Origin of the sequence: Bradyrhizobium sp. 134 (genome assembly GCF_023074155.1) — a bacterium.
Taxonomy (GTDB): domain Bacteria; phylum Pseudomonadota; class Alphaproteobacteria; order Rhizobiales; family Xanthobacteraceae; genus Bradyrhizobium.
Genome location: NZ_JADPKX010000046.1, coordinates 411,488 through 437,373, shown reverse-complemented (window position 1 = coordinate 437,373; position 25,886 = coordinate 411,488). Strand labels below are relative to the sequence as shown.

Annotated in this window: 19 protein-coding genes; 9 read left to right on the top strand and 10 right to left on the bottom strand. The window is 63.7% G+C overall.

Going from position 1 to position 25,886, the window contains the following annotated elements; all coding sequences use genetic code 11:
• The first annotated feature begins 12 nt into the window (after positions 1 to 12).
• From IVA75_RS19415 to IVA75_RS19405, 3 genes are read left to right on the top strand one after another with little or no spacing between them, the layout of a single operon-like run.
• Positions 13 to 1,476: a CpaF family protein gene (locus tag IVA75_RS19415; protein WP_027570197.1), complete on the top strand. Its 1,464-nt coding sequence runs from the start codon at positions 13 to 15 to the stop codon at positions 1,474 to 1,476.
• A 16-nt stretch (positions 1,477 to 1,492) separates the two neighbouring features.
• The gene (locus IVA75_RS19410) at positions 1,493 to 2,470 is read left to right on the top strand and encodes a type II secretion system F family protein (RefSeq protein ID WP_027570196.1); all 978 of its coding nucleotides are present in this window, start codon (positions 1,493 to 1,495) and stop codon (positions 2,468 to 2,470) included.
• Between the two features lie 9 nt (positions 2,471 to 2,479).
• Entirely contained in the window at positions 2,480 to 3,454 is a 975-nt protein-coding gene (locus IVA75_RS19405) for a type II secretion system F family protein (protein WP_027570195.1), read from the top strand.
• Positions 3,455 to 3,514: 60 nt separating this feature from the next.
• Here the strand turns inward: IVA75_RS19405 and IVA75_RS19400 are convergent, their stop codons facing one another.
• The 3 genes from IVA75_RS19400 to IVA75_RS40370 form a co-directional block, all read right to left on the bottom strand.
• Positions 3,515 to 4,264: a tetratricopeptide repeat protein gene (locus IVA75_RS19400; RefSeq protein ID WP_247284104.1), complete on the bottom strand. Its 750-nt coding sequence runs from the start codon at positions 4,262 to 4,264 to the stop codon at positions 3,515 to 3,517.
• Between the two features lie 199 nt (positions 4,265 to 4,463).
• Entirely contained in the window at positions 4,464 to 5,966 is a 1,503-nt protein-coding gene (locus tag IVA75_RS19395) for a metallophosphoesterase (RefSeq protein ID WP_247283625.1), read from the bottom strand.
• A gap of 284 nt (positions 5,967 to 6,250) precedes the next feature.
• On the bottom strand, positions 6,251 to 6,454 hold the full coding sequence (locus IVA75_RS40370) for a hypothetical protein (RefSeq protein ID WP_018454690.1): 204 nt from the start codon (positions 6,452 to 6,454) through the stop codon (positions 6,251 to 6,253).
• 203 nt (positions 6,455 to 6,657) lie between these two features.
• Between IVA75_RS40370 and IVA75_RS19385 the strand changes: the two genes are divergently transcribed.
• Positions 6,658 to 8,031 carry a leucyl aminopeptidase family protein gene (locus tag IVA75_RS19385; RefSeq protein WP_247283623.1) on the top strand — a complete coding sequence of 458 codons (1,374 nt, stop codon included), beginning with the start codon at positions 6,658 to 6,660 and terminating at the stop codon, positions 8,029 to 8,031.
• A complete protein-coding gene (locus IVA75_RS19380; protein WP_247283620.1) occupies positions 8,024 to 8,878 on the top strand; it encodes a C40 family peptidase in 855 nt (284 codons plus the stop codon). Before IVA75_RS19385 ends, IVA75_RS19380 begins: the two co-directional genes overlap by 8 nt.
• Before the next feature lie 6 nt (positions 8,879 to 8,884).
• Here IVA75_RS19380 and IVA75_RS19375 read toward each other — a convergent pair whose 3' ends face one another.
• The 6 genes from IVA75_RS19375 to IVA75_RS19350 all read right to left on the bottom strand — a co-directional run bounded on the left by IVA75_RS19375 (position 8,885) and on the right by IVA75_RS19350 (position 17,373).
• On the bottom strand, positions 8,885 to 10,522 hold the full coding sequence (locus tag IVA75_RS19375) for an ABC transporter ATP-binding protein (protein ID WP_247283617.1): 1,638 nt from the start codon (positions 10,520 to 10,522) through the stop codon (positions 8,885 to 8,887).
• Between the two features lie 4 nt (positions 10,523 to 10,526).
• A complete protein-coding gene (locus tag IVA75_RS19370; protein ID WP_027570189.1) occupies positions 10,527 to 11,708 on the bottom strand; it encodes an ABC transporter permease in 1,182 nt (393 codons plus the stop codon).
• The gene (locus IVA75_RS19365) at positions 11,708 to 12,817 is read right to left on the bottom strand and encodes a microcin C ABC transporter permease YejB (RefSeq protein ID WP_007605353.1); all 1,110 of its coding nucleotides are present in this window, start codon (positions 12,815 to 12,817) and stop codon (positions 11,708 to 11,710) included. Before IVA75_RS19365 ends, IVA75_RS19370 begins: the two co-directional genes overlap by 1 nt.
• Positions 12,814 to 14,694 carry an extracellular solute-binding protein gene (locus tag IVA75_RS19360; RefSeq protein WP_247283606.1) on the bottom strand — a complete coding sequence of 627 codons (1,881 nt, stop codon included), beginning with the start codon at positions 14,692 to 14,694 and terminating at the stop codon, positions 12,814 to 12,816. Before IVA75_RS19360 ends, IVA75_RS19365 begins: the two co-directional genes overlap by 4 nt.
• 14 nt (positions 14,695 to 14,708) lie before the next feature.
• Positions 14,709 to 16,610 (bottom strand): extracellular solute-binding protein, encoded by a 1,902-nt coding sequence (locus IVA75_RS19355; protein WP_247283595.1) that lies wholly within the window; start codon positions 16,608 to 16,610, stop codon positions 14,709 to 14,711.
• Between the two features lie 208 nt (positions 16,611 to 16,818).
• Entirely contained in the window at positions 16,819 to 17,373 is a 555-nt protein-coding gene (locus IVA75_RS19350; protein ID WP_027570186.1) for a cytochrome c family protein, read from the bottom strand.
• 219 nt (positions 17,374 to 17,592) lie between these two features.
• Between IVA75_RS19350 and IVA75_RS19345 the strand changes: the two genes are divergently transcribed.
• Both IVA75_RS19345 and IVA75_RS19340 read left to right on the top strand, forming a co-directional pair.
• Entirely contained in the window at positions 17,593 to 18,333 is a 741-nt protein-coding gene (locus tag IVA75_RS19345; RefSeq protein ID WP_247283592.1) for a 3-deoxy-manno-octulosonate cytidylyltransferase, read from the top strand.
• Between the two features lie 21 nt (positions 18,334 to 18,354).
• Positions 18,355 to 19,200 carry a prephenate dehydratase gene (locus IVA75_RS19340; RefSeq protein WP_027570185.1) on the top strand — a complete coding sequence of 282 codons (846 nt, stop codon included), beginning with the start codon at positions 18,355 to 18,357 and terminating at the stop codon, positions 19,198 to 19,200.
• A gap of 45 nt (positions 19,201 to 19,245) precedes the next feature.
• Here IVA75_RS19340 and IVA75_RS19335 read toward each other — a convergent pair whose 3' ends face one another.
• On the bottom strand, positions 19,246 to 20,259 hold the full coding sequence (locus IVA75_RS19335; protein ID WP_247283589.1) for an LLM class flavin-dependent oxidoreductase: 1,014 nt from the start codon (positions 20,257 to 20,259) through the stop codon (positions 19,246 to 19,248).
• 395 nt (positions 20,260 to 20,654) lie between these two features.
• On the opposite strand from IVA75_RS19335, the gene metF reads away from it, so the two are divergent.
• Positions 20,655 to 21,575: a methylenetetrahydrofolate reductase [NAD(P)H] gene (gene metF / locus IVA75_RS19330; protein ID WP_247283587.1), complete on the top strand. Its 921-nt coding sequence runs from the start codon at positions 20,655 to 20,657 to the stop codon at positions 21,573 to 21,575.
• Between the two features lie 6 nt (positions 21,576 to 21,581).
• Complete coding sequence (metH, locus tag IVA75_RS19325) at positions 21,582 to 25,445, top strand: methionine synthase (RefSeq protein WP_247283584.1); 3,864 nt, start codon at positions 21,582 to 21,584, stop codon at positions 25,443 to 25,445.
• Positions 25,446 to 25,886: the final 441 nt, after the last annotated feature.

Genomic DNA, 25,886 nt, shown 5'->3' with positions numbered 1-25,886 from the left:
TGGAGTTTTTAAGTGTTCGGTAAGCGTAGCGGAACAGACACCGACCCTCGGGCCTCGAAGCCCGGTGCCGTGTCGTCAGAGCCTGCCCAGGCTTCGGCGCCCGCTGTGTCGCGCGTGCCGCCGCCGCCGGCCGTCACCTCTCCGCCGCTTGCCCCGGCGAAGCCTGCGCCGACCATGGAAGCCCGCCGCTCGGACAATTATTACGAGGTCAAGGCGACCATCTTCGGCGCGCTGATCGAGGCCATCGACCTCGCCCAGCTCGCCAAGCTCGATTCGGAGTCCGCGCGCGAGGAAATCCGGGACATCGTCAACGAGATCATCGCGATCAAGAACATCGTGATGTCGATCGCCGAGCAGGAAGAGCTGCTCGACGACATCTGCAATGATGTCCTCGGCTACGGTCCGCTGGAGCCGCTGTTGTCGCGCGACGACATCGCCGACATCATGGTCAACGGCGCCGACACCGTCTACATCGAGGTCGCCGGCAAGATCCAACGCACCGGTATCCGCTTCCGCGACAACCAGCAGCTCCTCAACATCTGCCAGCGTATCGTCAGCCAGGTCGGCCGGCGCGTCGATGAATCCTCGCCGATCTGCGACGCGCGCCTGGCCGATGGCTCCCGCGTCAACGCCATCGTGCCCCCGCTGTCGATCGACGGCCCCACGCTCACCATCCGCAAGTTCAAGAAGGACAAGCTGACGCTCGATCAGCTCGTCAAGTTCGGCGCAATCTCGCCGGAGGGCGCGGAAATCCTCCAGATCATCGGCCGCGTCCGCTGCAACGTGCTGATCTCCGGCGGTACCGGCTCGGGCAAAACCACGTTGCTCAACTGCCTGACCAACTACATCGAGCACGACGAGCGCGTCATCACCTGCGAAGACGCCGCCGAACTCCAGCTCCAGCAACCGCACGTGGTCCGACTGGAAACCCGCCCGCCCAACATCGAGGGCGAGGGCCAGGTCACCATGCGCGAGCTGGTGCGCAACTGCCTGCGTATGCGTCCCGAGCGGATCATCGTCGGCGAAGTCCGCGGACCCGAAGCGTTCGACCTGCTCCAGGCCATGAACACCGGCCATGACGGCTCGATGGGCACGCTGCACGCCAACAATCCCCGCGAGGCGCTATCGCGCTGCGAATCCATGATCACGATGGGCGGCTTCTCCCTGCCTTCACGCACCATCCGCGAGATGATCTGCGCTTCGATCGACGTCATCGTCCAGGCCGCGCGCCTGCGCGACGGTTCGCGCCGCATCACCCACATCACCGAGGTGATGGGCATGGAAGGCGACACCATCATCACCCAGGACGTCTTCCTCTACGACATGGTCGGCGAGGACGCCAACGGCAAGATCATCGGCCGGCATCGGTCGACCGGAATCGGCCGTCCGAAGTTCTGGGAACGCGCCCGCTATTACGGCGAAGAGAAGCGCCTTGCCGCGGCGCTCGACGCCGCGGAAGTGGCGCCCACGACGTGAGCAGGTCAGCGCAGCCATGAACATGCAAGTCCTTGCCCTCGCCTTCCTTGCCACCGCCGCCGTCGGCGGCCTCGCCTGGGTCTTCCTTTATCCTATGCTCTCCGGAGAACGGAAGGCCGAGAGCCGCCGCGCCTCGATCTCGCGGGCAGAGGCGCCCACGGCCCGCGCGGCCGAGAAGACGCAGCGCTCGCGCCGCGAGCAGGTCGAAACTTCGCTCAAGGATCTCGAGGCGCGGCGCCAGCAGGAGAAGAGCGTACCGCTCAGTGTTCGCCTGTCGCAGGCCGGCCTCGACTGGGCGCCGCAGAAATTCTGGATCGTGTCCGCCGTCGTGGCGGGCGTGCTGTTCGCACTCGCCTTGTTCATCGGCGGCGGCCTGCTCGGTGCCGCCGGACTCGCTTTTGCCGGCGGCTTCGGTCTGCCACGCTGGGCGCTGGGCTTCCTGAAGAGGCGCCGCGAAGCCAAATTCCTGAAGGCGCTGCCCGACGCGGTCGACGTGATCGTCCGCGGCATCAAGGCAGGCCTGCCGCTGTTCGAATCGATCAAGGTCGTCGCCGCCGACGCGCCGGAGCCGCTGCGCTCGGAGTTTCTGTCCATCATCGAAACGCAGGCGATCGGCATGCCGCTTGGCGAGGCCTGCACGCGACTCTACGATCGGATGCCGCTGCCCGAGGCCAATTTCTTCGGCATCGTCATCTCGATCCAGCAGAAATCGGGCGGCAACCTCTCCGAAGCACTCGGCAACCTCTCCAAGGTGCTGCGCGACCGCAAGAAGATGAAAGAGAAGATCCAGGCGATGTCGATGGAAGCCAAGGCCTCGGCCGGCATCATCGGCTCGCTGCCGCCGATCGTGATGTTCCTCGTCTACCTCACAACGCCGGGATACATCTCGATGCTTTGGACTCATCCCACCGGCCAGCTCATGCTGGTCGGCTGCGTCGTCTGGATGTCGATTGGCATCATGGTGATGAAGAAGATGATCAATTTCGACTTCTGATGGTGCCTTATGGTAGAGTTCCTCGTTGCGAAACTTCACGACGTCCACTTCATGACGATGCTGCTGGCGGCCGTTGCCGCCAGCGCCACAGTCTATACGCTGGTGATGCCGCTGTTCGCTGGCGAAGGCCTTTCCAAGCGCATGAAGGCGGTAGCGAACGAACGTGAGCGCATCCGGCAGCGCGAGCGCGAGCGCCTCCACAAGAGCGAAAAAGTCTCTCTTCGCCAGACGCCGAAGCAGCTCGTCTCGAAGGTCGTCGACGACTTCAACCTTACCAAATGGCTCGCGCAGGAAGCTGCACGGGACAAGCTCATCATGGCGGGCTATCGGGGCCAGGCGCCCTACATCACCTTCCTGTTTGCCCGCCTGGTTGCCCCGATCGTGCTGTTCGTCGGTTCGGTCGTCTACGTGTTCCTGATCGCGCATATGCAGCAGTCGATGCCGATCAAGATCGGCATCTGCGTCGGCGCGGCCTATCTCGGACTTCAAGCGCCGATGCTATTCCTCAGGAACGCGATCTCCAAGCGCCAACTCTCGATCAAGCGCGCCTTTCCCGACGCGCTCGACCTGCTCCTGATCTGCATCGAATCCGGCATGTCGATCGAGATGGCATTCCGGAAGGTCGCGGTCGAAATCGTGGGCCAATCGATCGCGCTGTCGGAGGAGTTCACCCTGACAACGGCCGAGCTGTCCTATTTGCAGGATCGCAAGGTCGCCTATGAGAACCTCGCGCGGCGCACCGGGCTCGAGGGCGTCAAGTCGGTATGTCTCGCGCTCCAGCAGGCGGAGCGTTACGGCACCCCGCTCGGCCAATCCTTGCGGGTGATGGCGCAGGAAAACCGCGACATGCGCATGAACGAGGCCGAGAAAAAGGCCGCGGCACTGCCGCCGAAGCTGACGGTACCGATGATCCTGTTCTTCCTGCCGGTGCTGTTCGTCGTCATTCTCGGACCGACGGGGATCAAGGTCACCGAGATGCAATGACGTTAGACGGACCGCGCAAGGTCCGCGGATGCCTTCTCAAGATTGGACGATCACGTCTGATCAGTCAGGCTGGCCGAGCGAGGCGACCGGAGTCCGCTTCGGCGCACCCCGCTTGACGTCGCTGCGGGTCAGCATTTCCTTGAGATAGGCGACATTGGCGGCAGCTTGGTCCGGCGGCAGGTCCGCCTTCACGATGGTCTCGGCCTCGGCGAAGCGGCCCTGGAGGCCGACGACCAGACCGAGATTTTGCCGCACCCGCGCGTTTGCGCGCGGCGAGGCATAGGCTTGCCGCAGCGCGTCTTCGGCCTTGGGCAGATCTCGCGACAACATGTAGGACAGGCCGAGATTGGAGAGCACGCCGGGATCGCCAGGCGCGATCTTGAGCGCGCTCGCATAATAGGAACGCGCTTCCTCGTGACGGCCCATCTGATCGAGCGCGGTGCCCTGCACCGAGAGCAGCCGCCAATCCGGGTTGTCGGGCGAATGCGCCTTCGTCAGCACGTCGAAGGCTTGCTGGAAATTGCCGTTGTCGGAGAGCGCGCGGCCGTATTGGGCCATCAGCGCCTTGTTGCCGGGATTGGCGATGGTCGCCTGCTCGAGCACGGCGGCGGCCTGGGCGTGCTGGCCGTTGGCGCGCAAGGCCTGGCCGTAGGCGAGCGCCGCATCGGCGTCCTTGGGATTGGCACGATAGCGCTCGCCATAGACTTCGGCAGCGCGCGCGGGATCGGTGGGAGCGGCTTCCGCCCGCGGCCCGACCGAGCCCGTGACGTCGGAGAGTTTCGACATCGCCGTGCAGCCGCCGAGGCCCATGGCCACCGCCGCAACCAGCGAGGTGGACGCAAGAAGCCGGGCAAGACTGAGTCGTTCAAGACTGAGCCGTCCAAGACTGAACCGTTCAAGACCGAACTGTTGACGCATGACGCTTTGACTCTCGAGCCGATTGATCGAGCCGAACACGCCAGCAATAGACTGTTAACCCTAACGGCCGGTTAATCCCCTGCCGCGTCCCTCACCGCGGCGCCTGCGGCGGCACCTCGCCGCCGAGGCCCAGATCGAGGCCCAGCGCCTTCACCTGCTCGTTCAGGTCTCGCAGCAATTGCAGTCGTTGCCGCGTTTCGATCTCGACATCGATGCCCGGCCGCGCCACCCTCGGCAATTCGCGCCGAAGATCGTCACGATTGACCAGACGCCTCGCGCGGAGCTCGTCGAGCTGAACGTCGTCGATGCCGAGCACATTTGCAGATTGCTCGACCAACCGACGCAGCAGCGATGTCACCACGGCCACTGCGTCGAGGTCATGCTTGCGTGCGGATCTCGAGAACTTGCTGTCGAGATCGGCCCAGGCGTGAGAGGTCACGAGATAGACGTGGAGCAAATCGGCCCAATCCACCTCGCCGTCGGCATAGAAGGCGCGGCGTAGCAGGAGCCGGCGGGCGAATGCCGCGACCTGATCCCGTTTCAGCGTCGTGCATGCGTCGATCTCGATGCCCGACTGGACGGCCGGATCTCGGGAAAACTCGCGCCCGGCCGGCAGCCTGACGACGCCGTGCGGCAGGTTGGAATCGAGCGGCCTGAAGACACCATCCTTGCGCGGACGTGAGTAGCGGGCGATCGCGAAGCGATACTCGGTGCGGCCGCCATGGGACATCGGGCCGAAATGGATGACGTTGAAGCCGGCATCGTCACCGGCCTGCCCGGTCGATGATGGACAGGACAGGACGTAGATCGTGCGCCAGAATGCTTCATCGCTCTCGCTCGACGTAGCGCGCGGATCGGGAATCGAATAGCGCGTCAAGCCTTCGACATGCCGGTGTCCGTGCAGAACCAGATCGACGTTGAGCGATGTCGCCGCTTCGAGGAAGGTCGCGGGCGCGGCGAGATACATCAGCGGCTCGTCGGGCACGCCGAGAAACCGCTTTCCTTCTCCGGTCGCCTGCGGCAGTGGATGATGGTGCAGCGCCAGCACGCGCACCAGGTTTTCAACCGGCTCGGCATAATCGGCGCGGCCGCCCGACCCGAGGCTGCCCGCGAGTTCGACGCTCAGCCGCGAGGAATCCGAAACCAGGGCGTGATAGGCGCCCTGGTCGACGTTGCCGCTCGCGAGCGTCGTGAGGCTCGCGCGGTTCGAATCCAGCAGCACCAGATCGAGACCGGCCTGACGGTAGTAGACGCTCTTCGAGGTCCGCGGCAAATGCAGGTAATCATAGACGTCGTGGCGGCCTGCACGCTGGCTCGGGCGCTTGACGTCGTGATTGCCGGCAATTGCCTGAATGTCGGTGAACAGCCCGGTCTGCCGGAAGGACGTAATGACGGCGAGCGCTTCGTCGAGCGCAGGCGGCGTCGGGTCGTCGACGATATCGCCGGTGATCAGCAGGATGCGATCGGGAACATCCGCGAAGTCCGCCATCCTCTCGCGAATTGCGGCATTGAGCGTCTCGATCGTCGCAAGCAGCCGACCAGACCCGTCCAGATGCAGGTCGGAAATCTGTACGATGATGAACGATCTATCCATTTTGCGTCGCTTATTTGCGAATGCCGCGCCGCGCAAACGATAAGAGAAATGCCTTCGATGATCAGGTTCCGTTCGGTATCAGCCCGAGCCATGATGAGCCGGGTAAGAAGCGACCGCATGCCTCGTTGTTGCGCTCGCCACGTGCAGAACCGCACGGCACAATCTAAAATATTGGCCAATAATGCCACAACCGCAGCGCTAGTAAAGCCCTGCGGCCGCTCGCGTGAACGGCGGTCCTCGGCATGAGATACGGGGCCCGTCCGATGATGGTTTCGTTCACCAGATCAATATTCGATGGCGAGCCGCTTGCGGATTTCGTCAATGCGCTTGTCCAGTGCATCGAACCGCGCGTGAACGGAGCGGTCGTGGAGATAGAAGACGTAACCACCGGCGAGGAACGCGAATATCCAATGATGATGCTCGACATAGCCAAAAATCGCCTCGACCGCCTGGCCGATGAATGTGACCACGCTCCACACAAATTCCATTGCGTTTCCTCCCGGCCGGCTTTGTCGTCGGCCGCCGGAGATCTCCGCACCTGACGGCCCGTTACCGGAACCTAGCATGGCCCCCTTGCTGCGAGTAGCGGATCGCTCAACGATGGCAGCAAAGCTGATTGCAGCGGCGGCGAAACTCTGCGAAATCTCGTCCGTTCGTATGACCCGCTCGATCTGACGATCCGGACCCGCCAATGCCTTCTGTCTTCGAGACGTCGCCTACCGCCATTCCGATCACCTTCGTCACCAAGTCGAGCTGGGATCAGGTCGCTGAGCGGCTACCGGCGGCGCAACGCCAGTTCGCCACTGCGAGCGCCTTTACCGCAAAGCCGGGCGGCTATCTCGCGCTGCCCGCGCCCGATGGCGCGATCGCGCAAGTGCTGTTCGGGATCGAGGACGAAAGTGCCAGATCGCGCGACCTGTTCCGACCGGGCGCCCTGCCCGGCCTGCTGCCGCCGGGCGTCTATCGCTTCGCCAATGCACCGCACGATGCACGGCTCGCCGCACTCGCCTTCGCACTCGGCAGCTACCGCTTTGCCCGGTACCGCAAGGCGGATCGCCCCGACGTCCGTCTCATGCCACCCGACGGCGTCGACGCGACCGAGATCAACCGCATGGCGGACGCCGCAATGCTGGCGCGCGACCTCATCAACACGCCGGCCAACGACATGGGGCCGGAGGAGCTTGCCGCAGCCGCGCAGGATCTCGCCGCCGAATTCGGTGCAAGCTTTGCCTGCACCATCGGTGATGAGCTGAAGACGAATTTTCCGCTGATCCACGCCGTCGGCATGGCCTCAGACCGCGCGCCGCGGCTGATCGACATCGGCTGGGGCGACCCGGCGCATCCCAAGGTGACGCTGGTCGGCAAGGGCGTCTGCTTCGACACCGGCGGGCTCGACCTGAAGCCTTCGAGCGGCATGCTGATCATGAAGAAGGACATGGGGGGCGCCGCCAACGTGCTGGCGCTGGCGCGCATGGTGATGGATGCGAAGCTGAAGGTGCGGCTGCGCGTGCTGATTCCGGCCGTGGAGAACGCGGTGGCGAGCAATGCCTTCCGCCCGCTCGACATCTTCACCTCGCGCAAGGGCATCACGGTCGAGATCGGCAATACGGACGCGGAGGGACGGCTGGTGCTTGCCGACGCGCTGGCGCTGGCGGACGAGGAAAAGCCGGACCTGCTGATCGATCTCGGCACGCTGACGGGAGCGGCACGCGTCGCGCTGGGGCCGGATTTGCCGCCGTTTTACACCAACGATGAGATGCTTGCCGCCGACGTCGCACGATGCGCGGTGAAGGAGAACGATCCGCTGTGGCGCATGCCGCTGTGGCCGCCTTACGATGTGTGGCTGGACTCCAAGACCGCCACCATCACCAACGCACCATCAGGCGGCTTTGCCGGCTCGATCATCTGCGCACTGTTCCTGCAACGCTTCGTCGAACACGCCAGGAGCTGGCTGCATGTCGACATCTACGGCTGGACACCGTCGGCGAAGCCCGCACGCCCCGAGGGCGGCGAATGCCAGGCCGCGCGCGCGATCTACACATTGTTGAGCGAGCGCTATGCGTGATCCTGGGCGAGATCCAAGGCTGACACCCGCGCGCGGCGACCTCGCCGCAAAATACCTCGAAGGCAAGGTGCAGGCGGATCGTTTCGTCACGGGCGAGGAATTCGAGACAGTCGAGGCGATCGCGCCCGTGCGCGAACAGCCGTCGTCGAACGCGATGCTGATGACGCAAGCGTTGCGCGGCGAGCGCGTCACGGTCTACGACCGCAACGGCGAAGGCTGGGTGTGGGGTCAGCTTTCCGGTGACGGCTATGTCGGCTGGCTGCCGGATGCAGCGCTGATGAAGCCCTCGGCCGCCCCGACCCATATGGTCAGCGCGCTACGAACCTTTGCCTTCCCCGGTCCCTCGATCAAGCTGCCGCCCGCAGACACCCTGGTGATGGGATCAAAGATCGTGGTTGTGCGCGAGGACGGCAGCTTCGCCGTGACGCGCGACGGACAATATCTGCCCAAGACCCATCTCGTCCCGCTCGGTCATCGCGAGCCGGATTTCGTCGCCGTCGCCGAGCGTTTCGTCGGCACGCCCTATCTCTGGGGTGGCAAGAGCAGCCTTGGCGTCGATTGCTCCGGACTCGTCCAGATCTCGCTGACGTCAGCGGGCATCGGCTGCCCGCGCGACAGCGACATGCAGCAGGCCGGCCTCGGTCGCGCGCTGGAGCCGCATGAGCAGAGCAAGTTACAACGCGGCGATCTCATCTTCTGGAAGGGGCATGTCGCGATCGTCCGCGATGGCGGCACCATGGTTCACGCCAATGCGCATCACATGGCAACGGTGATCGAGCCGATCGAGCCGGCCATTGCACGGATCAAGCAAACCGGCAGCGAGGTCACCGCGATCAAGCGGCTCTGACGGACGCTACGTCGCCGCCGAACCGTTCTCGGCCGTCTCCAGCCGGAACGCCGCCGCAAACAGCGCGCGCGTGTAATCCGTCTTCGGATTCTTGAAGAGCTCGGCGGCCTGGCCTTCCTCGACCACCTTGCCGCCACGCATCACGATCAGATGGCTCGCGAGCGAGGCGACGACGCGCAGATCGTGCGAGATGAACATGTAGGTGAGATCGCGACGACGCTGCAATTCACGTAGCAGATCGACCATCTGCGCCTGAATCAGCATGTCGAGCGCACTGGTCGGCTCATCCAGCACGACGAAATCCGGCTCCAGCACCACCGCCCGCGCGATGCTGATGCGCTGGCGCTGGCCGCCGGAGAATTCGTGCGGATAACGGTTGCGGGTATCCGGCTTCAATCCGACGTCCTCGAGCGCCTTGACGACGCGCTCCTCACGCTCGCCGCGCGAGAGCTGCGGCTGATGCACGGTGAGGCCTTCCGCGACGATGTCGGCGATCGACATGCGCGGGCTGAGCGAGCCGAACGGATCCTGAAACACGATCTGCATGTCGCGCCGGAACGGCCGCATTTCCTTGAAGCGCAGACCCTGGATATCCTGCCCCAGGAACACAATGCGTCCGTTCGAGGAGATCAGCCGCAGCAATGCGAGCCCCAGCGTGGTCTTGCCCGAGCCGGACTCGCCGACGACGCCGAGCGTCTCGCCTTTGCGCACGGCGATGCTGACGCCGTCCACCGCCTTGATGTGGCCGACCGTCTTGCGCATCAACCCGCGCTTGATCGGGAACCAGACTTTCAGGTCGTCGGCCGACATCACCACCGGCGCATCCGGCTGCGGCGGCGCCGGATCCGGCTTCGGCTCCGCGGCGAGCAGGTCGCGCGTGTAGGGATGCTTCGGGGTCTTGAACACCTGCTCGACCGGCCCTTGCTCGACGATCTCGCCGCCCTTCATGACGCAGACCTGGTCGGCGATGCGTCGCACGATGCCGAGATCGTGGGTGATGAAGAGAAGACTCATGCCGAGCCGGCCGCGGATCTCTGCGAGCAGCGTCAGGATCTGCGCTTGCACGGTGACGTCGAGCGCCGTGGTCGGCTCGTCCGCGATCAGCAGGTCCGGCTCGTTGGCGAGCGCCATCGCGATCATCACGCGCTGGCGCTGGCCGCCGGAGAGCTGGTGCGGATAGCTCTTCAGCCGCGTTTCTGGCTCGGGAATGCCAACCTGCGTCAGCAATTCCAGCGTCCGCCTGCGCGCCTCGGCATTGCTGGTCGGATTGTGCAGCTGGATGATCTCGCCGATCTGCGCCTCGATCGTGTGGAGTGGGTTGAGCGAGGTCATCGGCTCCTGGAAGATGATCGAGATGTCGCTGCCGCGAATCTCCCGCATCTCCTGCTCCGACCGGTCGATCAGTTCCTGGCCCTTGAAGTGGATGCTGCCCGAAGGATGCGAGGCGTTCGGATAGGGCAACAGCTTGAGAATCGAGAGCGCGCTGACCGACTTGCCGGAGCCGGACTCGCCGACCAGCGCCAGGCACTCGCCGCGCCTGATCTGGAACGAGACCTTGTCGACCGCGAGCGTGGTGACGCCGCCCTGGTGGAACGCCACCGAGAGGTCGCGCACGCTGAGCAGGGGCTGATTGATCGCGTCCATTGGCTTACCTGAACGTCTTGCGCGGATCGAATGCGTCGCGCACGGCCTCGCCGATGAAAATCAAGAGCGACAGCATGATGGCGACCGAGAAGAAGCCGGAGAAACCGAGCCAGGGCGCCTGCACGTTGGACTTGCCCTGCGACAGCAGCTCGCCGAGCGACGGCGAGCCGGGCGGCAGTCCGAACCCCAGGAAGTCGAGCGCCGTCAGCGTCATCACCGAACTCGACACGATGAACGGCAGGAATGTCATGGTCGCGACCATCGCGTTCGGCAACAGATGCCTGAACATGATGACCTTGTTCGACACGCCGAGCGCCCGCGCCGCCTGGATGTACTCGAAATTGCGTCCGCGCAGGAATTCCGCGCGCACAAGCCCGACCAGCGATACCCAGGAAAACAACAGCAGGATGCCGAGCAGCACGAAGAAACCGGGCACCAGCACCGACGACAGGATCAGCAGCAGATAGAGCGAAGGAATCGCGGTCCATATCTCGATGAAACGCTGGAACAACAGGTCGATCCAGCCGCCGAAATAGCCCTGCACCGCGCCGGCCGCGATGCCAACGACGGAGGAGACGATGGTCAGGCAGAGGCCGAACAGCACCGAAATGCGGAAGCCGTAGATCAGCCGCGCCACCACGTCGCGGCCCTGATCGTCGGTGCCAAGCCAGTTGTATTCGAGATCGCGGCAGCTCTTGAGGCCCTTCTTCTCGACGACGGGCTTGCACTGCGCTTCCGTCAACATCCAGGTCGGCCGCGACGGCGCCGGCGTCGGCAGATCGAGATTGTGGGTGTCGTAGGAATAGCGGATCAGCGGCCAGACGATGCTGCCGCCCTTCTCCCTGATTAGCTTCTGCAAGTAGGGATCGCGATAGTCGGCCGCCGTTTCGAAGTCGCCGCCGAAAGTGGTTTCCGAATAGGTGACGACGGACGGCCAATAGAGGTGGCCGTCATATTTGATCAGGAACGGCCGATCATTGGCAATCAACTCGGCGAACAGCGACACCACAAACAGGATCAGGAAGATCCAGAAGGACCAATAGCCGCGCCGGTTCGCCTTGAAATTCTGCCACCGGCGCCTGTTGAGCGGCGATGGCACGAACGGTTTGCGCGTGATCGGCACGGCACTGCCGAGCGGCGACTTCGCAGTGGTTTCGATCGGCGTGGTGGGGGCGGCCAGTGTCATCAGACCTCCCGCGCCTCGAAATCGATCCGCGGATCGATCCACATATAGGTCAGGTCAGAGATCAGATTGATCACGAGGCCGACGAGCGAGAAGATGAAGAGCGTGCCGAACACCACGGGGTAGTCGCGGTTGAGAACGCTTTCGAAACTGAGTAGTCCCAGTCCGTCCAGCGAGAAGATGGTCTCGATCAGAAGCGAGCCCGAGAAGAAGGCGTGAATAAAGGTGCTGGGAAAGCCGGCGATGACGATCAGCATCGCGTTGCGGAAGACGTGACCGTAGAGCACCCGGTTCTCGCTGCAGCCCTTCGCGCGCGCGGTCATCACATACTGCTTGCGGATCTCGTCCAGAAACGAGTTCTTGGTCAGGAACGTCATGGTGGTGAACGCACCGAGTCCCATGGCGATCAGCGGCAGTGTCAAATGCCAGAAGTAGTCGATGATCTTCCAGTACCACGGAAACTGCGACCAGCCGTCCGACGTCAGTCCGCGCAGCGGGAACCAGTTGAAGAACGAACCGCCGGCAAACAGGATGATCAGGAGGATCGCAAACAGGAAGCCGGGTATGGCATAGCCGAGCACGAGCACGCTCGACGTCCAGGTGTCGAAGCGCGTCCCATCCCTGACCGCCTTGCGGATGCCGAGCGGAATCGAGATCAGGTAAGTGAGCAACGTCAGCCAGATGCCGAGCGAGATCGAGACCGGCAACTTCTCCTTGACGAGCTGGAGCACGCTGACATCGCGAAAATAGCTCTTGCCGAAGTCGAAGCGGGCGAAATTCCAGACCATCAGCGCGAAGCGCTCAGGGGCCGGCTTGTCGAAGCCGAACTGCACTTCCAGCTTCTTGATGAAGTCGGGATCGAGGCCTTGCGCGCCGCGATATTTCGAATTGATGGCGTCGCCGCCGGCCCCCAACTGCCCCGGGGCGCGCTGCGCAAAGTCGCTGCCGCCCGAAATGCGCGAGGTCCCGCCGGTGTCGGCGCCCGAGAGCTGCGCGATCACGCGCTCGACCGGGCCGCCCGGCGCGAACTGCACGACAATGAAGGAGACGAAGAGGATCCCGAGCAAGGTCGGGATCATCAGCAGGATGCGGCGGGCGATATAGGCGCTCATGGCTGTTTCGCCTGCTCGAGCTTGGCAGCCTTGCCGCCGTCGTGCCACCAAATATCGGGGGCGCCAACGCCGTTGGCATAACGCGGCGGCTTCTGCGGATGGCCGAATTGGTCCCAATAAGCAAGCCGGTGCGTCTTGTTATACCATTGCGGCACCCAATAACGGCCGGCGCGAAACAGGCGATCGAAGGCGCGGCAGGCTATGGTCAAGTCCTCGCGGCTGTTGGCCGCCATGATCTTCTCGATCATGGCATCGATGGCCGGGCTGGCGACGCCCGCGAGATTGTACGAGCCCTTCGTTGCCGCGACCTGCGACGAGAAGAACGCGCGCATGGCGTCGCCCGGCGTTGCGGACATGCTGAAGCGTTGGATCGTCATATCGAAGTCGAAATCTTCCTGGCGCGCCTTATGTTGTACGGCATCGACGAGGCGCACGCTCGCTTCGATGCCGAGCGTCGCGAGATTCTTGATATAGGGTCCATGGTGCGGCTGGAACGAAGCCTCGTCCAACAGGAATTCGATCCTGAAGACCTCACCGTTCGGCAGCATCCGCTTGCCGTCCTTGATCGGCAAGCCGGCATCGCTGAGCAGTTGCTGCGCCTTTCGCAACAGGCTGCGATCCTGCCCGGAGCCGTCCGAGACTGGCGGCGTGAACGGTGCGGCGAACACCTCGTCGGGAACCTGGCCGCGAAACGGCTCCAGCAGCTTCAGCTCTTCCGGCGGCGGAGGCCCATCGCTCGCCATGAGGTCCGAGTTCTGAAATGAGGATACCGTGCGGGCATAAGCACCGTACATGATGGTCTTGTTGGTCCACTCGAAGTCGAAGGCGTCGATCAGTGCCTCACGCACGCGAGGATCCCTGAATTTTTCGCGCCGCGTGTTGATGAACCATCCTTGCGCGCCGGACGGCGTGTCGTCGGGCACGACCTCCATCTTGACGCGACCGTCCTTGACCGCGGGGAAGTCATAGCGGGTCGCCCAGATACGAGCAGTGAACTCTTCGCGGTAGAGATAGTTCTTGCCGGTGAAACCTTCAAAAGCGACATCGCGGTCGCGGTAGAATTCGTAGCGCACGACGTCAAAATTGTAGCTGCCGCGACAGGGGGGCAGATCGGCAGCCCACCAATCCTTGACGCGCTCGTATTCGATGTAGCGGTTGACCTCGAACTTGCCGACCTTGTACGGCCCCGAACCCAACGGGATCTCCAGAGACGTTTCGTCGAACGGACGGGAGGCATAGTAGGCTTTCGAGAAGATCGGCAGGCTCGCGACATAGAGTGGCACGTCGCGCGCGCGTCCCTTGGCGAAGGTCACGACAAGCGTCGCATCGTCAACAGCTTCCGCGCTGACCATATCGCGCATCTGCACGATGATCAGGGGATGGCCCTTCGTCTTCAGCGACGTCAGCGAAAACGCAGCGTCGTGCGCGGTGAGCTTGGTGCCGTCGTGGAATTTCGCCTCGGGCCGCATGGTGAAGCGATAAACCAGCCTGTCTGCCGATATATTTACCGACTTGGCGGCAAGCCCGTACATCCCGTCCGGTTCGTCATTGGCGCGCAGCATCAGCGGCGCAAAAGTCATGTCCATGCCCTGCGCGCCATCGCCTTTGAGGATGAAGGCATTGAGCGAGTTGAAGGTCTGGTAGGACTGGTTGTAGGCGCGCACTGACGGGATAAGCGAGAAGGTGCCGCCCTTCGGCGCGTCGACATTGACGTAGTCGAAGTGATGGAAGTCGGCGGGATATTTGAGGTCGCCGAAGGCCGACATGCCGTGGGCCTCTGCAGGCATCTCGGACGCTGTCGCGCCCCGGAGCCAAGCGGCGCTGAACGCGCCACCGGCACCCAAGGCCAGCACATGCCGGCGTGAAAGCTGCGCCATGCGAGAAATGCCCTTCACGACTTCTTTGCGATCCGCGTCGCTTTGTCTGCGTCGTACCACCAGACGAACGGGAAGCCGGACTGACCGTATTTGGGCAATTCCGCTGGCCGGCCAAACCGATCCCAGCGCGCGGTGCGGACCTTCGTATAAGTCCACTGCGGCACGACGTAGTGATTCCACAGCAGCACGCGGTCGAGTGCTTTGGTTGCCGCGACGAGATCGTCGCGACCCTTGGCGTAGATCACCCGCTCGATCAGCTTGTCGACCGCCGGATTCTTGATGCCGGTAATATTGCGTGAACCGGCGATGTCGGCCGTCTTTGAGGACCAGAATTCGCGCTGCTCGTTACCCGGCGACTGCGACTCGCCCCAGGAGTTGGTGACGATGTCGAAATCCCACTCGCGCGTCCTGTTCTCGTACTGAGTGGGATCCACCGTCCGCACGCTGACAGCAATGCCGAGCCGTTCCAGCGACGGCTTGTAGAACAGCGTGATCCGCTCGAAGCTTGGATCTGAGTTCAGCAGTTCCAGCGAGAACTGGGCGCCGGTCTTGATGTCGATCAGCTTGCGCTCGCGCACCTCGTAGCCGGCTTCCTTGAACAGGCGCAGCGCCTCGCGCAGATTGTCGCGAACGGCTTCCGGACTGCCGCTGACCGGGTTGGTGTAGGCCGTGGTGAAGACTTCGGGCGGGACCTCGGCGCGGACTGTCTCGAGGATCTCGAGCTCCTTGCCCTGCGGCAACCCGGTCGCCATCAGCTCATCAATGCCATCGAAATAACTGCTGATGCGCTTGTACTGGCCGTAGAAGATCTGCTTGTTCATCTCCTCGAAGTCGAAGGCGTAATTGAGCGCGCGTCGCACGCGCGGATCCTTAAACTTGGCGCGGCGCAGGTTCGGCACGAAGGCCTGCATGACGCCCGAGCTGCGATTGGCGAACTCCTCTAGGATCACGCGCTTTTCGGTGACGGCCGGGAAGTCGTAGGCTGTCGCCCAATTCTTTGCGCTGTTCTCGGTGCGCCAATCGACCTGATCGGCCTTGAAAGCCTCGATCGCCACGGTGGCGTCGCGGAAATATTCGTAGCGCAGCTCGTCGAAATTATTTCGGCCCACATTGGCGGCGAGATCGCGCCCCCAATAATCCTTGACGCGCTCCAGCGCGATCGACCGCCCGGCAACGAATTCCTTGACCTGGTAGGGGCCCGAACCCAGCGGCACTTCGAGCGTGGTGGCGGAGACATCGCGCTTGCGGCCCTGCGCGTCGGTGCCCTCCCACCAATGCTTCGGCAGGACCGTGAGTTGCCCGACGATCTGCGGCAATTCGCGGTTGCCCGGCGCGTCGAACACGAACTTTACCTCACGCTCGCCGACCTTCTCGGCTTTCACCACATGGCTGTAATAGGCCGAGTACTGCGGGTGGTGCTTCTTGAAGGAATCGAGCGAGAAGATCACGTCGTCCGCGGTAACCGGCTTGCCGTCGTGCCATTTGGCTTGCGGCCGCAAGCGGTAAGTCACGAAGGAGAAATCATCCGGATGGCTGACGGCCTCGGCCAGCGCGCCGTATTCGGTCGAGACTTCGTCGAGCGAGGCCGTCGTGAGGGATTCGTAGATGAATGCCACGGCACCGGCGACTTGCCCCTTCACACCGGAGACGACGATATTGAAATTGTCGAATGTGCCGACGGCGATCTGGCGCGCGACGCCGCCTTTTGGCGCTTCCGGATTGACGTAGTCGAAGCGCTTGAAGTCCGCAGGGTATTTGACCTGTCCGAACAGCGACAGCGCGTGCCGCCAAGTCGGCTCGCTGGCGGATTGCGCGTGTGCCACGCCGACGCCGGAAAGGCCCCCTACGGAACCAAGGGCGGGGAGCGTTGCGGCAGCGGTGCCAGTGAGCAGGAGATCGCGTCGGGTAAGGGCCAAATCAACATTCCTGTCTTGAAGGAGGCTACTCCTTTAAGTTCCCAATATAGGCGAGGTTTCGACGGAATATGTTGCTTTTTCCTCATCTTGGAAGCCGGGCTGGCCGATCGCTGCGGCCAAACGCCCCGATAACAACGCCGCGAGGCCCGGATAAGCAAACGGCCGGGCTTTGAGCCCGGCCGCGTACCAAGATCGAAATCGACAGGCCTTACTTCGCCGCGGTCGGCAGCGGCTTCGGGCTGTCGGAGAGACTGTTCAGGTAAGCGATCACGTCGGCGCGCTCGCTATCCTTCGGGATGCCGGCAAAGCCCATCGCGGTGCCCGGGACAGCCGCCTTGGGATTGGCGATGAACTTGTTGAGCGCATCGAAGTCCCAGGTGCCGCCCTTGGCCTTCATCGCAGCCGAGAAGTTGAAGCCGCCGCGGCCCTCGCCGACATGGTCGCCGACGACGCCGTAGAGGTTCGGACCGACACGGTTCGGGCCGCCCTTCTCGAAGGTGTGGCAGGCGCCGCACTTCTTGGCGGCGGAGGCGCCCTTCTCGACCGAGGCGGTCTGGAGCAGCTTTTCGATCGGTTCGGCGGCTGCGGGGGCAGCGCCGCCTTCCTTGCCGTGACCGGCGTCTTCCTTCACCGCGATCTCGAAGCCCGGCTTTTCCGGCATCTTGGGCGAGAACAGCGCACTCGCGGTGAAGCTCGTCACCAGCAGAAGGAGACAGGTGCCGAGCACGGCACCGAGAATCTTGTTCAGTTCGAAAGAGTCCATTGCCGGCCAGGCCCCACACCGCAAGAAGGATCGAGCGGCCCAATGCGGCCGCCAGGACGAGCCTCGGAGAATCAACGTTCCTTTATTGTTTCCCCGAGTTTTGCCATTGAGATATCGGTTTGCCCGGGGTCTGGCAACCCGTATAAGCGAGCGGGCTTCACGCCCGTCCCCACCCCATTTCTCGGCGCGGAAAACGCCCCGTTTCCAGGCCCTTGAACCATGATCGATCCCCGCATCCTGGTGCTGATTCCAGCCCGCATGGCCGCCACCCGCCTGCCCGGCAAGCCGCTCGCCGATATCGCGGGGCAGCCGATGATCGTGCACGTGATGCGCCGCGCCGAGGCCGCCGGGATAGGCCGGGTCGCGGTCGCAACCGACACCGCGGAGATCGCGTCCGTCGTGACCGCCCATGGCGGCGAGGCCGTGATGACCCGCCCGGAGCACCCGTCCGGCTCCGACCGCATCCACGAGGCCATGCAGAAGCTCGATCCGGACGGCAAAGCCGAGATCGTGGTCAATCTCCAGGGCGATTTCCCGACCATCACGATCGACAACATCCGCGAGGTGCTGCCGCCGCTGCAAGACCCCCTCGTGGACATCGCAACGCTGGCTTCGCAGATCCACACCGAGGAGGAGGACCTCGCGCCCAGCGTCGTGAAGGCGATCGGGACCTCGCTCGGCGGCAGACGCATGCGTGCACTTTATTTCACCCGCGCAACCGCGCCGACCGGCGACGGGCCGCGTTACCACCATATCGGCCTCTACGCCTATCGCCGCGCCGCGCTGGAGCGCTACGTCCGGCTTCCGCCTTCGCCGCTGGAACTGCAGGAGAAGCTCGAGCAACTCCGGGCGCTCGAGGCCGGAATGCGCATCGACTTCACCATCGTCGATACCGTGCCCCGCGGGGTCGACACGCCGGCGGACCTGGAAACCGCCCGCAGCATCCTTTCCAAATCCTGAGCCGCTGTTACAAGGCCGAGCATGAGCAAGCTGAAAATCGCATTCCAGGGCGAGCCTGGCGCCAATTCCCACATCGCCATCGTCGAGGCCTATCCCGATGCCGAGCCGATGCCCTGCGCCACCTTCGAGGACGCCTTGTCGGCGATCGCGTCGGGCGAAGCCGATCTCGGCATGATCCCGATCGAGAATTCGGTCGCAGGCCGCGTCGCCGACATCCATCATTTGCTGCCGGCCTCCGGCCTCTTCATCATCGGCGAATGGTTTCTGCCGGTCCGGCATCAGCTGATGGCGGTGAAGGGGACCAGGCTCGAGGACATCAAGAGCGTCGAGAGCCACGTGCACGCGCTCGGCCAATGCCGGCGCATCATTCGCAAGCTTGGCATCAAGCCAATCGTGCACGCCGATACCGCCGGCAGCGCCCGCGACATTTCCGAGCGCAACGACAAGACCGTCGCCGCGATCGCCTCGCGCCTGGCCGCAAAGATTTACGGCCTCGACATTTTGGCCGAGGACATCGAGGACGAGGCCCACAACACCACGCGCTTCGTGGTGCTCGCGCGCGAACCGAAATGGGCCGCACAGGGCTCCGGTCCGCTGGTCACGACTTTTGTGTTCCGGGTGCGCAATTTGCCGGCCGCGCTCTACAAGGCGCTCGGTGGCTTTGCCACCAACGGCGTCAACATGACCAAGCTCGAGAGCTACATGGTCGACGGCAATTTCTTCGCCACCCAGTTTTACGCCGACGTCGACGGCCACCCTGATGACAAGGGCCTCGCTTTCGCGATCGAGGAGCTGAAATTCTTCTCGCGCGAATTCCGCATCGTCGGCGTGTATCCAGGCCACCCGTTCCGCGCGACGATGGAATAGTCTCGTGTCCCGGACGCGCGAAGCGCGAGCCGGAGCACGAGAGCCTTATCCGACCGCCTTAAGCCCGAACGCCTCCGCCAGCAGCGAATACGATTTCTTTCGCGCCTCGTGATCATAGACGGCGGTGATCACCATCAACTCGTCCGGCTTGCTTGCATCGATCAGTGGCTGAAGCGTCTTCTGCACCGTCGCCGGGTTACCGACGAACAGGCGCGAGCGGTTGCGCCGGATCGAGGTGCGCTCCGAGTCGGTATAGGGATAGGCCAGCGCCTCTTCGACGCTCGGCAACGGAAGATACTGGCCGCGGTCGCGGCGCAGGCGGTTGAGGTCGAAAGATGCGGCGAGCTTTTCGGCTTCGTCATCCGTGTCGGCCGTGATGACGGCGACCGCGAGGATCGCGCGCGGGCTCGAACTCCAGGCCGAGGGCTGAAAACGATTGCGATAATGCACCATCGCATCGATCGCATCGTGGGACGCAAAATGATGGGCGAATGCGAAACCCATGCCGACCTGCGCAGCGAGCTCGGAAGAATAATCGCTGGAGCCGAGCAGCCAGATCGGCGGCAACGGCGTATCGTCGGGCATCGCAACGACGTTGTGGTAGGGATGGCCCGAGGGGAATTCCCGGGTCTGCCATAGGATCAATTCGTGCAGCCGCTCGAGGAAATCGTCGCCTTCGCGGCGATCGAGCCGACTGCGCAGCGCATAGGCTGTGGCACCGTCAGTGCCGGGGGCGCGGCCGAGGCCGAGATCGATGCGACCCGGAAACAGCGCCTCCAGCATCTTGAAGCGCTCGGCCACGACCAGCGGCGCGTGATTGGGCAGCATCACGCCACCGGAACCGACGCGGATGTGCTTCGTCACCGCCGCGATCTGCCCGATCATCACGTCGGGCGCCGGGCTCGCGACGGAGGCAAGGTTGTGATGCTCGGCGAGCCAGTAGCGGACATAGCCGAGCCCGTCGACATGGCGCGCCAGGTCGATGCTGTTGCGCAGTGCCGCGGCCGGCTTTGTGCCTGTTGTGACGACGGAGAGGTCGAGGACTGAGAGCGGGATCATGGCGCGTTAACGTAATGGAGAGCGGCGCAGCGGCAATGGGCAGGGCGCGCAGGTCTGACGTGCAGGCCGCGGGCTCGCGCACCGGACCGCGCCGCGAAGTTGGGACAAAATCGATCTAAAAACAACTCCTTCACATTGCCCACCCCAGAACTTTGCGTCAAATGGCCACGGATTCTGGCTATATGCCTGATTTGACTATCATTATAGCTGAATGCATTTAGCCCACTTCGACTTCAAAGGACATCTAATTTGCTACCATAGTAACAAAAGTGGGCTATTTCCCATCTGCGATGGGCTGTCGTGCGCGGCCGCTTTGGCTTATCTTGACGTCTCTCAATGTAGACCCGACCGCCGGCCGCCGACGACCCGGCGCGCCCTTGGAGTGAGTGGTGCCCATGACTGACGCGACGATGCCTGCCCACACCGACGGGCAAGACGGGTACCTGAAGCGGCCTGCGATTTCCTTCGAGTTCTTTCCGCCCAAGACGGAAGATATGGAGCGCAATCTCTGGGACACCATCAACCGGCTGGCTCCGCTCGACCCGAAATTCGTCTCGGTCACCTATGGCGCCGGCGGCTCGACCCGTGAGCGCACCCACGCGACCATCTCGCGTATCCTGAAAGAAACCGCGCTGCTGCCGGCCGCGCATCTGACCTGCGTCGGCGCCTCGCGCGGGGAGATCGACGAGATCGTCGACCGCTATCACGAGGTCGGCGTCCGCCACATCGTGGCCTTGCGCGGCGATCCCGCGGGCGGCATCGGCACGGCCTATTCCAGCCATCCCGACGGCTACCAGAGCTCCGCCGACCTCGTCGCCGGCATCAAGAAGCGGCACGGCGATATCGAGGTATCGGTCTCGGCGTACCCTGAGAAGCACCCGGAGGCGCGCGATTTCGACGATGACATCGACACGCTGCAGGCCAAGGTCGATGCGGGTGCGACCCGCGCGATCACGCAGGTGTTCTTCGATAACGACCTCTATTTCCGCTATCTCAACCGCGTGCAGGCGCGCGGGATCAACATCCCGATCGTGCCGGGCATCATGCCCATGCATAATTTCAAGCAGGCTCGCAATTTCGTCACCCGCAACGGCACCTCCGTGCCGGACTGGATCGCCGCGAAGTTCGAGGGCCTCGATGAAGACGCCGAGACCCGCAAGCTGGTGGCGGCCACCGTCGCCGCCGGCCAGGTGCAGAAGCTGGCGAAGCACGGCGTCGACACCTTCCATTTCTACACCATGAACCGCGCCGATCTCGTGTTCGCGATCAGCCATTTGCTCGGCATCCGCGCCAAGAGCGCGCAGAAGGCGGCTTAAGACAGCATGACCGTATCCACCTCTCCCAAGCGAACCGCCCTGCTCAACGCCGCGCGCGAGCGCATTCTCGTGCTCGATGGCGCCATGGGCACGATGATCCAGAACCTCCAGTTCGACGAAGCCGCCTTCCGCGGCGAGCGCTTCAAGACCTTCCATCGCGATTTGCGCGGCAACAACGATCTCTTGATCCTGACCCAGCCGCAGGCGATCGAGGACATCCACGCCGCCTATTTGCGTGCCGGTGCCGACATCGTCGCCACCAACACCTTCTCCACGACCTCGATCGCGCAGGCCGATTACGATCTCGCCGACATCGTCTACGAGATGGCGCGCGAAGGCGCCCGCCTCGCCGGCAACGCCGCACGCCGCGTCGAGGCCGAGGACGGCAAGCCGCGCTTCGTCGCCGGCGCCATCGGACCGACCAACCGCACCGCCTCGATCTCGCCCGACGTGTCCAATCCCGGCTACCGCGCCGTCACGTTCGACGATCTGCGCAAATCCTATGGCGAGCAGATCAACGGCATGCTCGACGGCGGCGTCGATCTGCTGCTGGTCGAGACGATCTTCGACACGCTGAACGCCAAGGCGGCGCTCTACGCGATCGCCGAGATCACGGAAGAACGCGGCATCGACATGCCGGTGATGGTGTCGGGCACCATCACCGACAAGTCCGGCCGTCTGCTGTCCGGCCAGTTGCCGGAAGCGTTCTGGCATTCGGTGCAACACGCCAAGCCCATCACCATCGGCTTCAACTGCGCGCTCGGCGCGGAAGATCTGCGCGCGCATATCGCCGATATCGGCCGCGTCGCCGACACGCTCGTTTGTGCCTATCCCAATGCCGGCCTGCCCAACGAGTTCGGCCAGTATGACGAGACCCCGGAATACATGGCGCGCCTGGTCGGCGAGTTCGCGCGTGACGGCCTCGTCAATATCGTCGGCGGCTGCTGCGGCACCACGCCGGATCATATCGCGGCGATTGCGGCTGCGGTCGCGCCGCACAAGCCGCGGATCGTGCCGGAGATCGAACCTCGCTTGCGGCTCTCCGGCCTCGAGCCGTTCATCCTGACCGACGCGATTCCTTTCGTGAACGTCGGCGAGCGCACCAACGTCACCGGCTCCGCCCGCTTCCGCAAGCTGGTCACCGCCGGCGACTACACCGCCGCGCTGCAGGTCGCGCGCGACCAAGTCGAGAACGGCGCGCAGATCATCGACGTCAACATGGACGAGGGCCTTCTGGACTCGGAAGCCGCGATGGTGACCTTCCTCAACCTCGTCGCCGCCGAGCCCGACATCGCCCGCGTCCCCGTGATGGTCGACAGCTCGAAATTCTCGGTGATCGAGGCCGGCCTGAAATGCGTGCAGGGCAAGCCGGTCGTCAACTCGATCTCGATGAAGGAAGGCGAGGACAAGTTCATTCACGAGGCCAAGGTCGCCCGCCGCCACGGCGCGGCCGTCGTGGTGATGGCGTTCGACGAGGCCGGCCAGGCCGATACGTTCGCCCGCAAGACCGAGATCTGCAAGCGCGCCTACGACATCCTCGTGAACCGCGTCGGCTTCCCGCCGGAAGACATCATCTTCGATCCGAATATTTTCGCGATCGCAACCGGTATCGAGGAACACAACAATTACGGCGTCGACTTCATCGAGGCGACGCGCTGGATTCGCAAGAATCTGCCGGGCGCGCACATCTCGGGCGGCGTGTCCAATTTGTCGTTCTCGTTCCGCGGCAACGAGCCGGTGCGCGAGGCCATGCACTCGGTGTTCCTGTATCACGCCATCAAGGCCGGCATGGACATGGGCATCGTCAATGCCGGGCAAATGATCGTCTATGACGACATCGATCCCGAATTGCGCCAGGTGTGCGAGGACGTCATCCTCAACCGCGACCCCGGTGCGTCCGAGCGTCTGCTGGCGCTCGCGGAAAGATTCCGCGGCAACAAGACCCAGACCAAGGAAGCCGATCTCGCCTGGCGCGAATGGCCGGTGGCGAAGCGGCTGTCGCATTCGCTGGTCCACGGGATCACCGAGTTCATCGAGCAGGATACCGAGGAGGCGCGCAAGGCCTCGAAGCGCCCGCTCGACGTGATCGAGGGTCCGCTGATGGCGGGCATGAACGTGGTCGGCGATCTCTTCGGCGACGGCAAGATGTTCCTGCCGCAGGTGGTGAAGTCGGCCCGCGTGATGAAGCAGGCCGTCGCCTGGCTGATGCCGTTCATGGAAGAGGAGAAGGCGCGCAATCTCGCCAATGGCATCGGTACGGAAGGCTCCTCGTCCGCCGGCAAGATCGTGCTCGCGACCGTCAAGGGCGACGTCCACGACATCGGCAAGAACATCGTCGGCATCGTGCTCCAGTGCAACAATTACGAGGTGATCGACCTCGGTGTGATGGTGCCGGCGGCCAAGATCGTCGAGACGGTGAAGGCGGAGAAGGCCGACATCGTCGGGCTGTCCGGCCTGATCACACCCTCGCTCGACGAGATGGCGTTCTTCGCCGCCGAATTGCAGCGCGAAGGCCTCAAGCTGCCGCTCTTGATCGGCGGCGCCACCACGAGCCGCGTGCATACGGCGGTGAAGATCGACCCGAGCTATCGCGCCGGCCCCGTGGTGCATGTCAACGACGCCAGCCGCGCGGTTGGTGTTGCGTCTGCTCTGCTGTCGCCCGAGAGGCGCGAGGCCTATGCCGCCGAAGTCCGCGCTGAATACGCAAAGATCTCGGACGCGCATATGCGCGCCCAGGCCGACAAGAAGCGGCTGAAGCTGGCGACCGCCCGCGCCAACCGCGTGCCGGTCGACTTTGCCGCGAACAAGCCGGTGAAGCCGACCTTCCTCGGCACCCGAAGCTTCGACGACTACGATCTCGCCGAGCTGGTGCCCTATATCGACTGGACGCCGTTCTTCCAGACCTGGGAGCTCGCCGGGCGCTTCCCCGCCATCCTCGACGATGCCAAGGTCGGCGAAGTCGCGCGCTCGCTCTACGACGACGCGCGCAAGATGCTCGACCTGATCGTCAAGGAGAAATGGTTCCGCGCGCGGGCCACCGTCGGCTTCTGGCCGGCCAATGCGCAGGGCGACGACATCGTGCTCTATGCCGACGAGAGCCGAACCAGGACGATCGCGACGCTGCACACGCTGCGCCAGCAGCTCGAGAAGCGCGAGGGCCGTTTCAACGCGGCGCTGTCCGACTTCGTCGCGCCCGCCGGCACCGGCGCGCCCGATTATGTCGGCGGCTTCGTCGTCACCGCCGGCATCGGCGAGGATGTGGTCGCGGACCGTTTCAAGATGGCCAATGACGACTACTCGTCGATCCTGTGCAAGGCGCTGGCCGATCGCCTCGCCGAAGCCTTCGCCGAGCGCATGCATGCCCGCGTCCGCCGCGAGTTCTGGGCCTATGCGCCGGACGAGACGCTCTCGACCGACGAGTTGATCCTCGAAAAGTACCAGGGCATCCGTCCCGCTCCCGGCTATCCCGCGCAGCCCGATCACACCGAGAAGGCCACGCTGTTCGAGCTGCTCGACGCCGAAAACACCGCCGGCGTGAAGCTGACCGAGAGCTTTGCGATGTGGCCGGGCTCTTCCGTGTCGGGGCTCTATCTCGCCAATCCCGAGAGCTATTATTTCGGCGTCGGCAAGATCGAGCGCGATCAGGTCGAGGATTATGCTGCGCGCAAGGGCATGAGCGTCGCCGAGACCGAGCGCTGGCTCGCGCCGATCCTGAACTACATCCCGGCGAGAGAGGGTACGAGCGACAAGGCGGCATTCGCGGCAACACCGGCCAACGACGAAACGTCGAAGGAGCTTGCCTCGCATCCGCCGGGCTGCACCTGCGCGGTGCATCTGGTCTGGCAGAAGAAGCGCGCGGGCGCGGGCTAAGCGCCCTCCAAATAAAAAACGAGAAATCAACCCCATGCACAGTAGGCATGGGGTTGAAAAGGCTCGACAAATTTCGGTCTTACCGAAATGGCTTGCGGCGTCGGGCAAAACACCTGTATGAATGCATGATCGCCGACCGCGCCCATTTGATACTCGCTGCCTCGTCCGCCGCGATCATGAGCGCGCGCCACACGTTCGGTGTCGAACGTTCGGTGTCGTCATGGCGGAAGCCAGGACTCATGCCGAGTGACCCATCGGTGACGATCGCGGGCACTACCGAACGACGAATCTTCGCCAAATGACCAAGTGGGGTGATGGGTCCTGGCTTTCCCAGAACAATATCGGTGAAGCAAATGCTCAGCCTGTACCGGAACGACGCAGCACATCGAACAGCTGCGGATGCGCCCTCGCAAGAATCGGCCGCTTGTGAACTCGTTCACT

Coding starts and splice junctions, on each gene's coding strand:
- IVA75_RS40370 (WP_018454690.1), bottom strand. CDS start 6,454: ATGGAATTTGTGTGGAGCGTGGTCACATTCATCGGCCAGGCGGTCGAG.
- IVA75_RS19410 (WP_027570196.1), top strand. CDS start 1,493: ATGAACATGCAAGTCCTTGCCCTCGCCTTCCTTGCCACCGCCGCCGTC.
- IVA75_RS19385 (WP_247283623.1), top strand. CDS start 6,658: ATGCCTTCTGTCTTCGAGACGTCGCCTACCGCCATTCCGATCACCTTC.
- IVA75_RS19370 (WP_027570189.1), bottom strand. CDS start 11,708: ATGACACTGGCCGCCCCCACCACGCCGATCGAAACCACTGCGAAGTCG.
- IVA75_RS19340 (WP_027570185.1), top strand. CDS start 18,355: ATGAGCAAGCTGAAAATCGCATTCCAGGGCGAGCCTGGCGCCAATTCC.
- metF (WP_247283587.1), top strand. CDS start 20,655: ATGACTGACGCGACGATGCCTGCCCACACCGACGGGCAAGACGGGTAC.
- metH (WP_247283584.1), top strand. CDS start 21,582: ATGACCGTATCCACCTCTCCCAAGCGAACCGCCCTGCTCAACGCCGCG.
- IVA75_RS19405 (WP_027570195.1), top strand. CDS start 2,480: ATGGTAGAGTTCCTCGTTGCGAAACTTCACGACGTCCACTTCATGACG.
- IVA75_RS19375 (WP_247283617.1), bottom strand. CDS start 10,522: ATGGACGCGATCAATCAGCCCCTGCTCAGCGTGCGCGACCTCTCGGTG.
- IVA75_RS19335 (WP_247283589.1), bottom strand. CDS start 20,259: ATGATCCCGCTCTCAGTCCTCGACCTCTCCGTCGTCACAACAGGCACA.
- IVA75_RS19345 (WP_247283592.1), top strand. CDS start 17,593: ATGATCGATCCCCGCATCCTGGTGCTGATTCCAGCCCGCATGGCCGCC.
- IVA75_RS19395 (WP_247283625.1), bottom strand. CDS start 5,966: ATGGATAGATCGTTCATCATCGTACAGATTTCCGACCTGCATCTGGAC.
- IVA75_RS19380 (WP_247283620.1), top strand. CDS start 8,024: ATGCGTGATCCTGGGCGAGATCCAAGGCTGACACCCGCGCGCGGCGAC.
- IVA75_RS19350 (WP_027570186.1), bottom strand. CDS start 17,373: ATGGACTCTTTCGAACTGAACAAGATTCTCGGTGCCGTGCTCGGCACC.
- IVA75_RS19360 (WP_247283606.1), bottom strand. CDS start 14,694: ATGGCGCAGCTTTCACGCCGGCATGTGCTGGCCTTGGGTGCCGGTGGC.
- IVA75_RS19400 (WP_247284104.1), bottom strand. CDS start 4,264: ATGGGCCTCGGCGGCTGCACGGCGATGTCGAAACTCTCCGACGTCACG.
- IVA75_RS19365 (WP_007605353.1), bottom strand. CDS start 12,817: ATGAGCGCCTATATCGCCCGCCGCATCCTGCTGATGATCCCGACCTTG.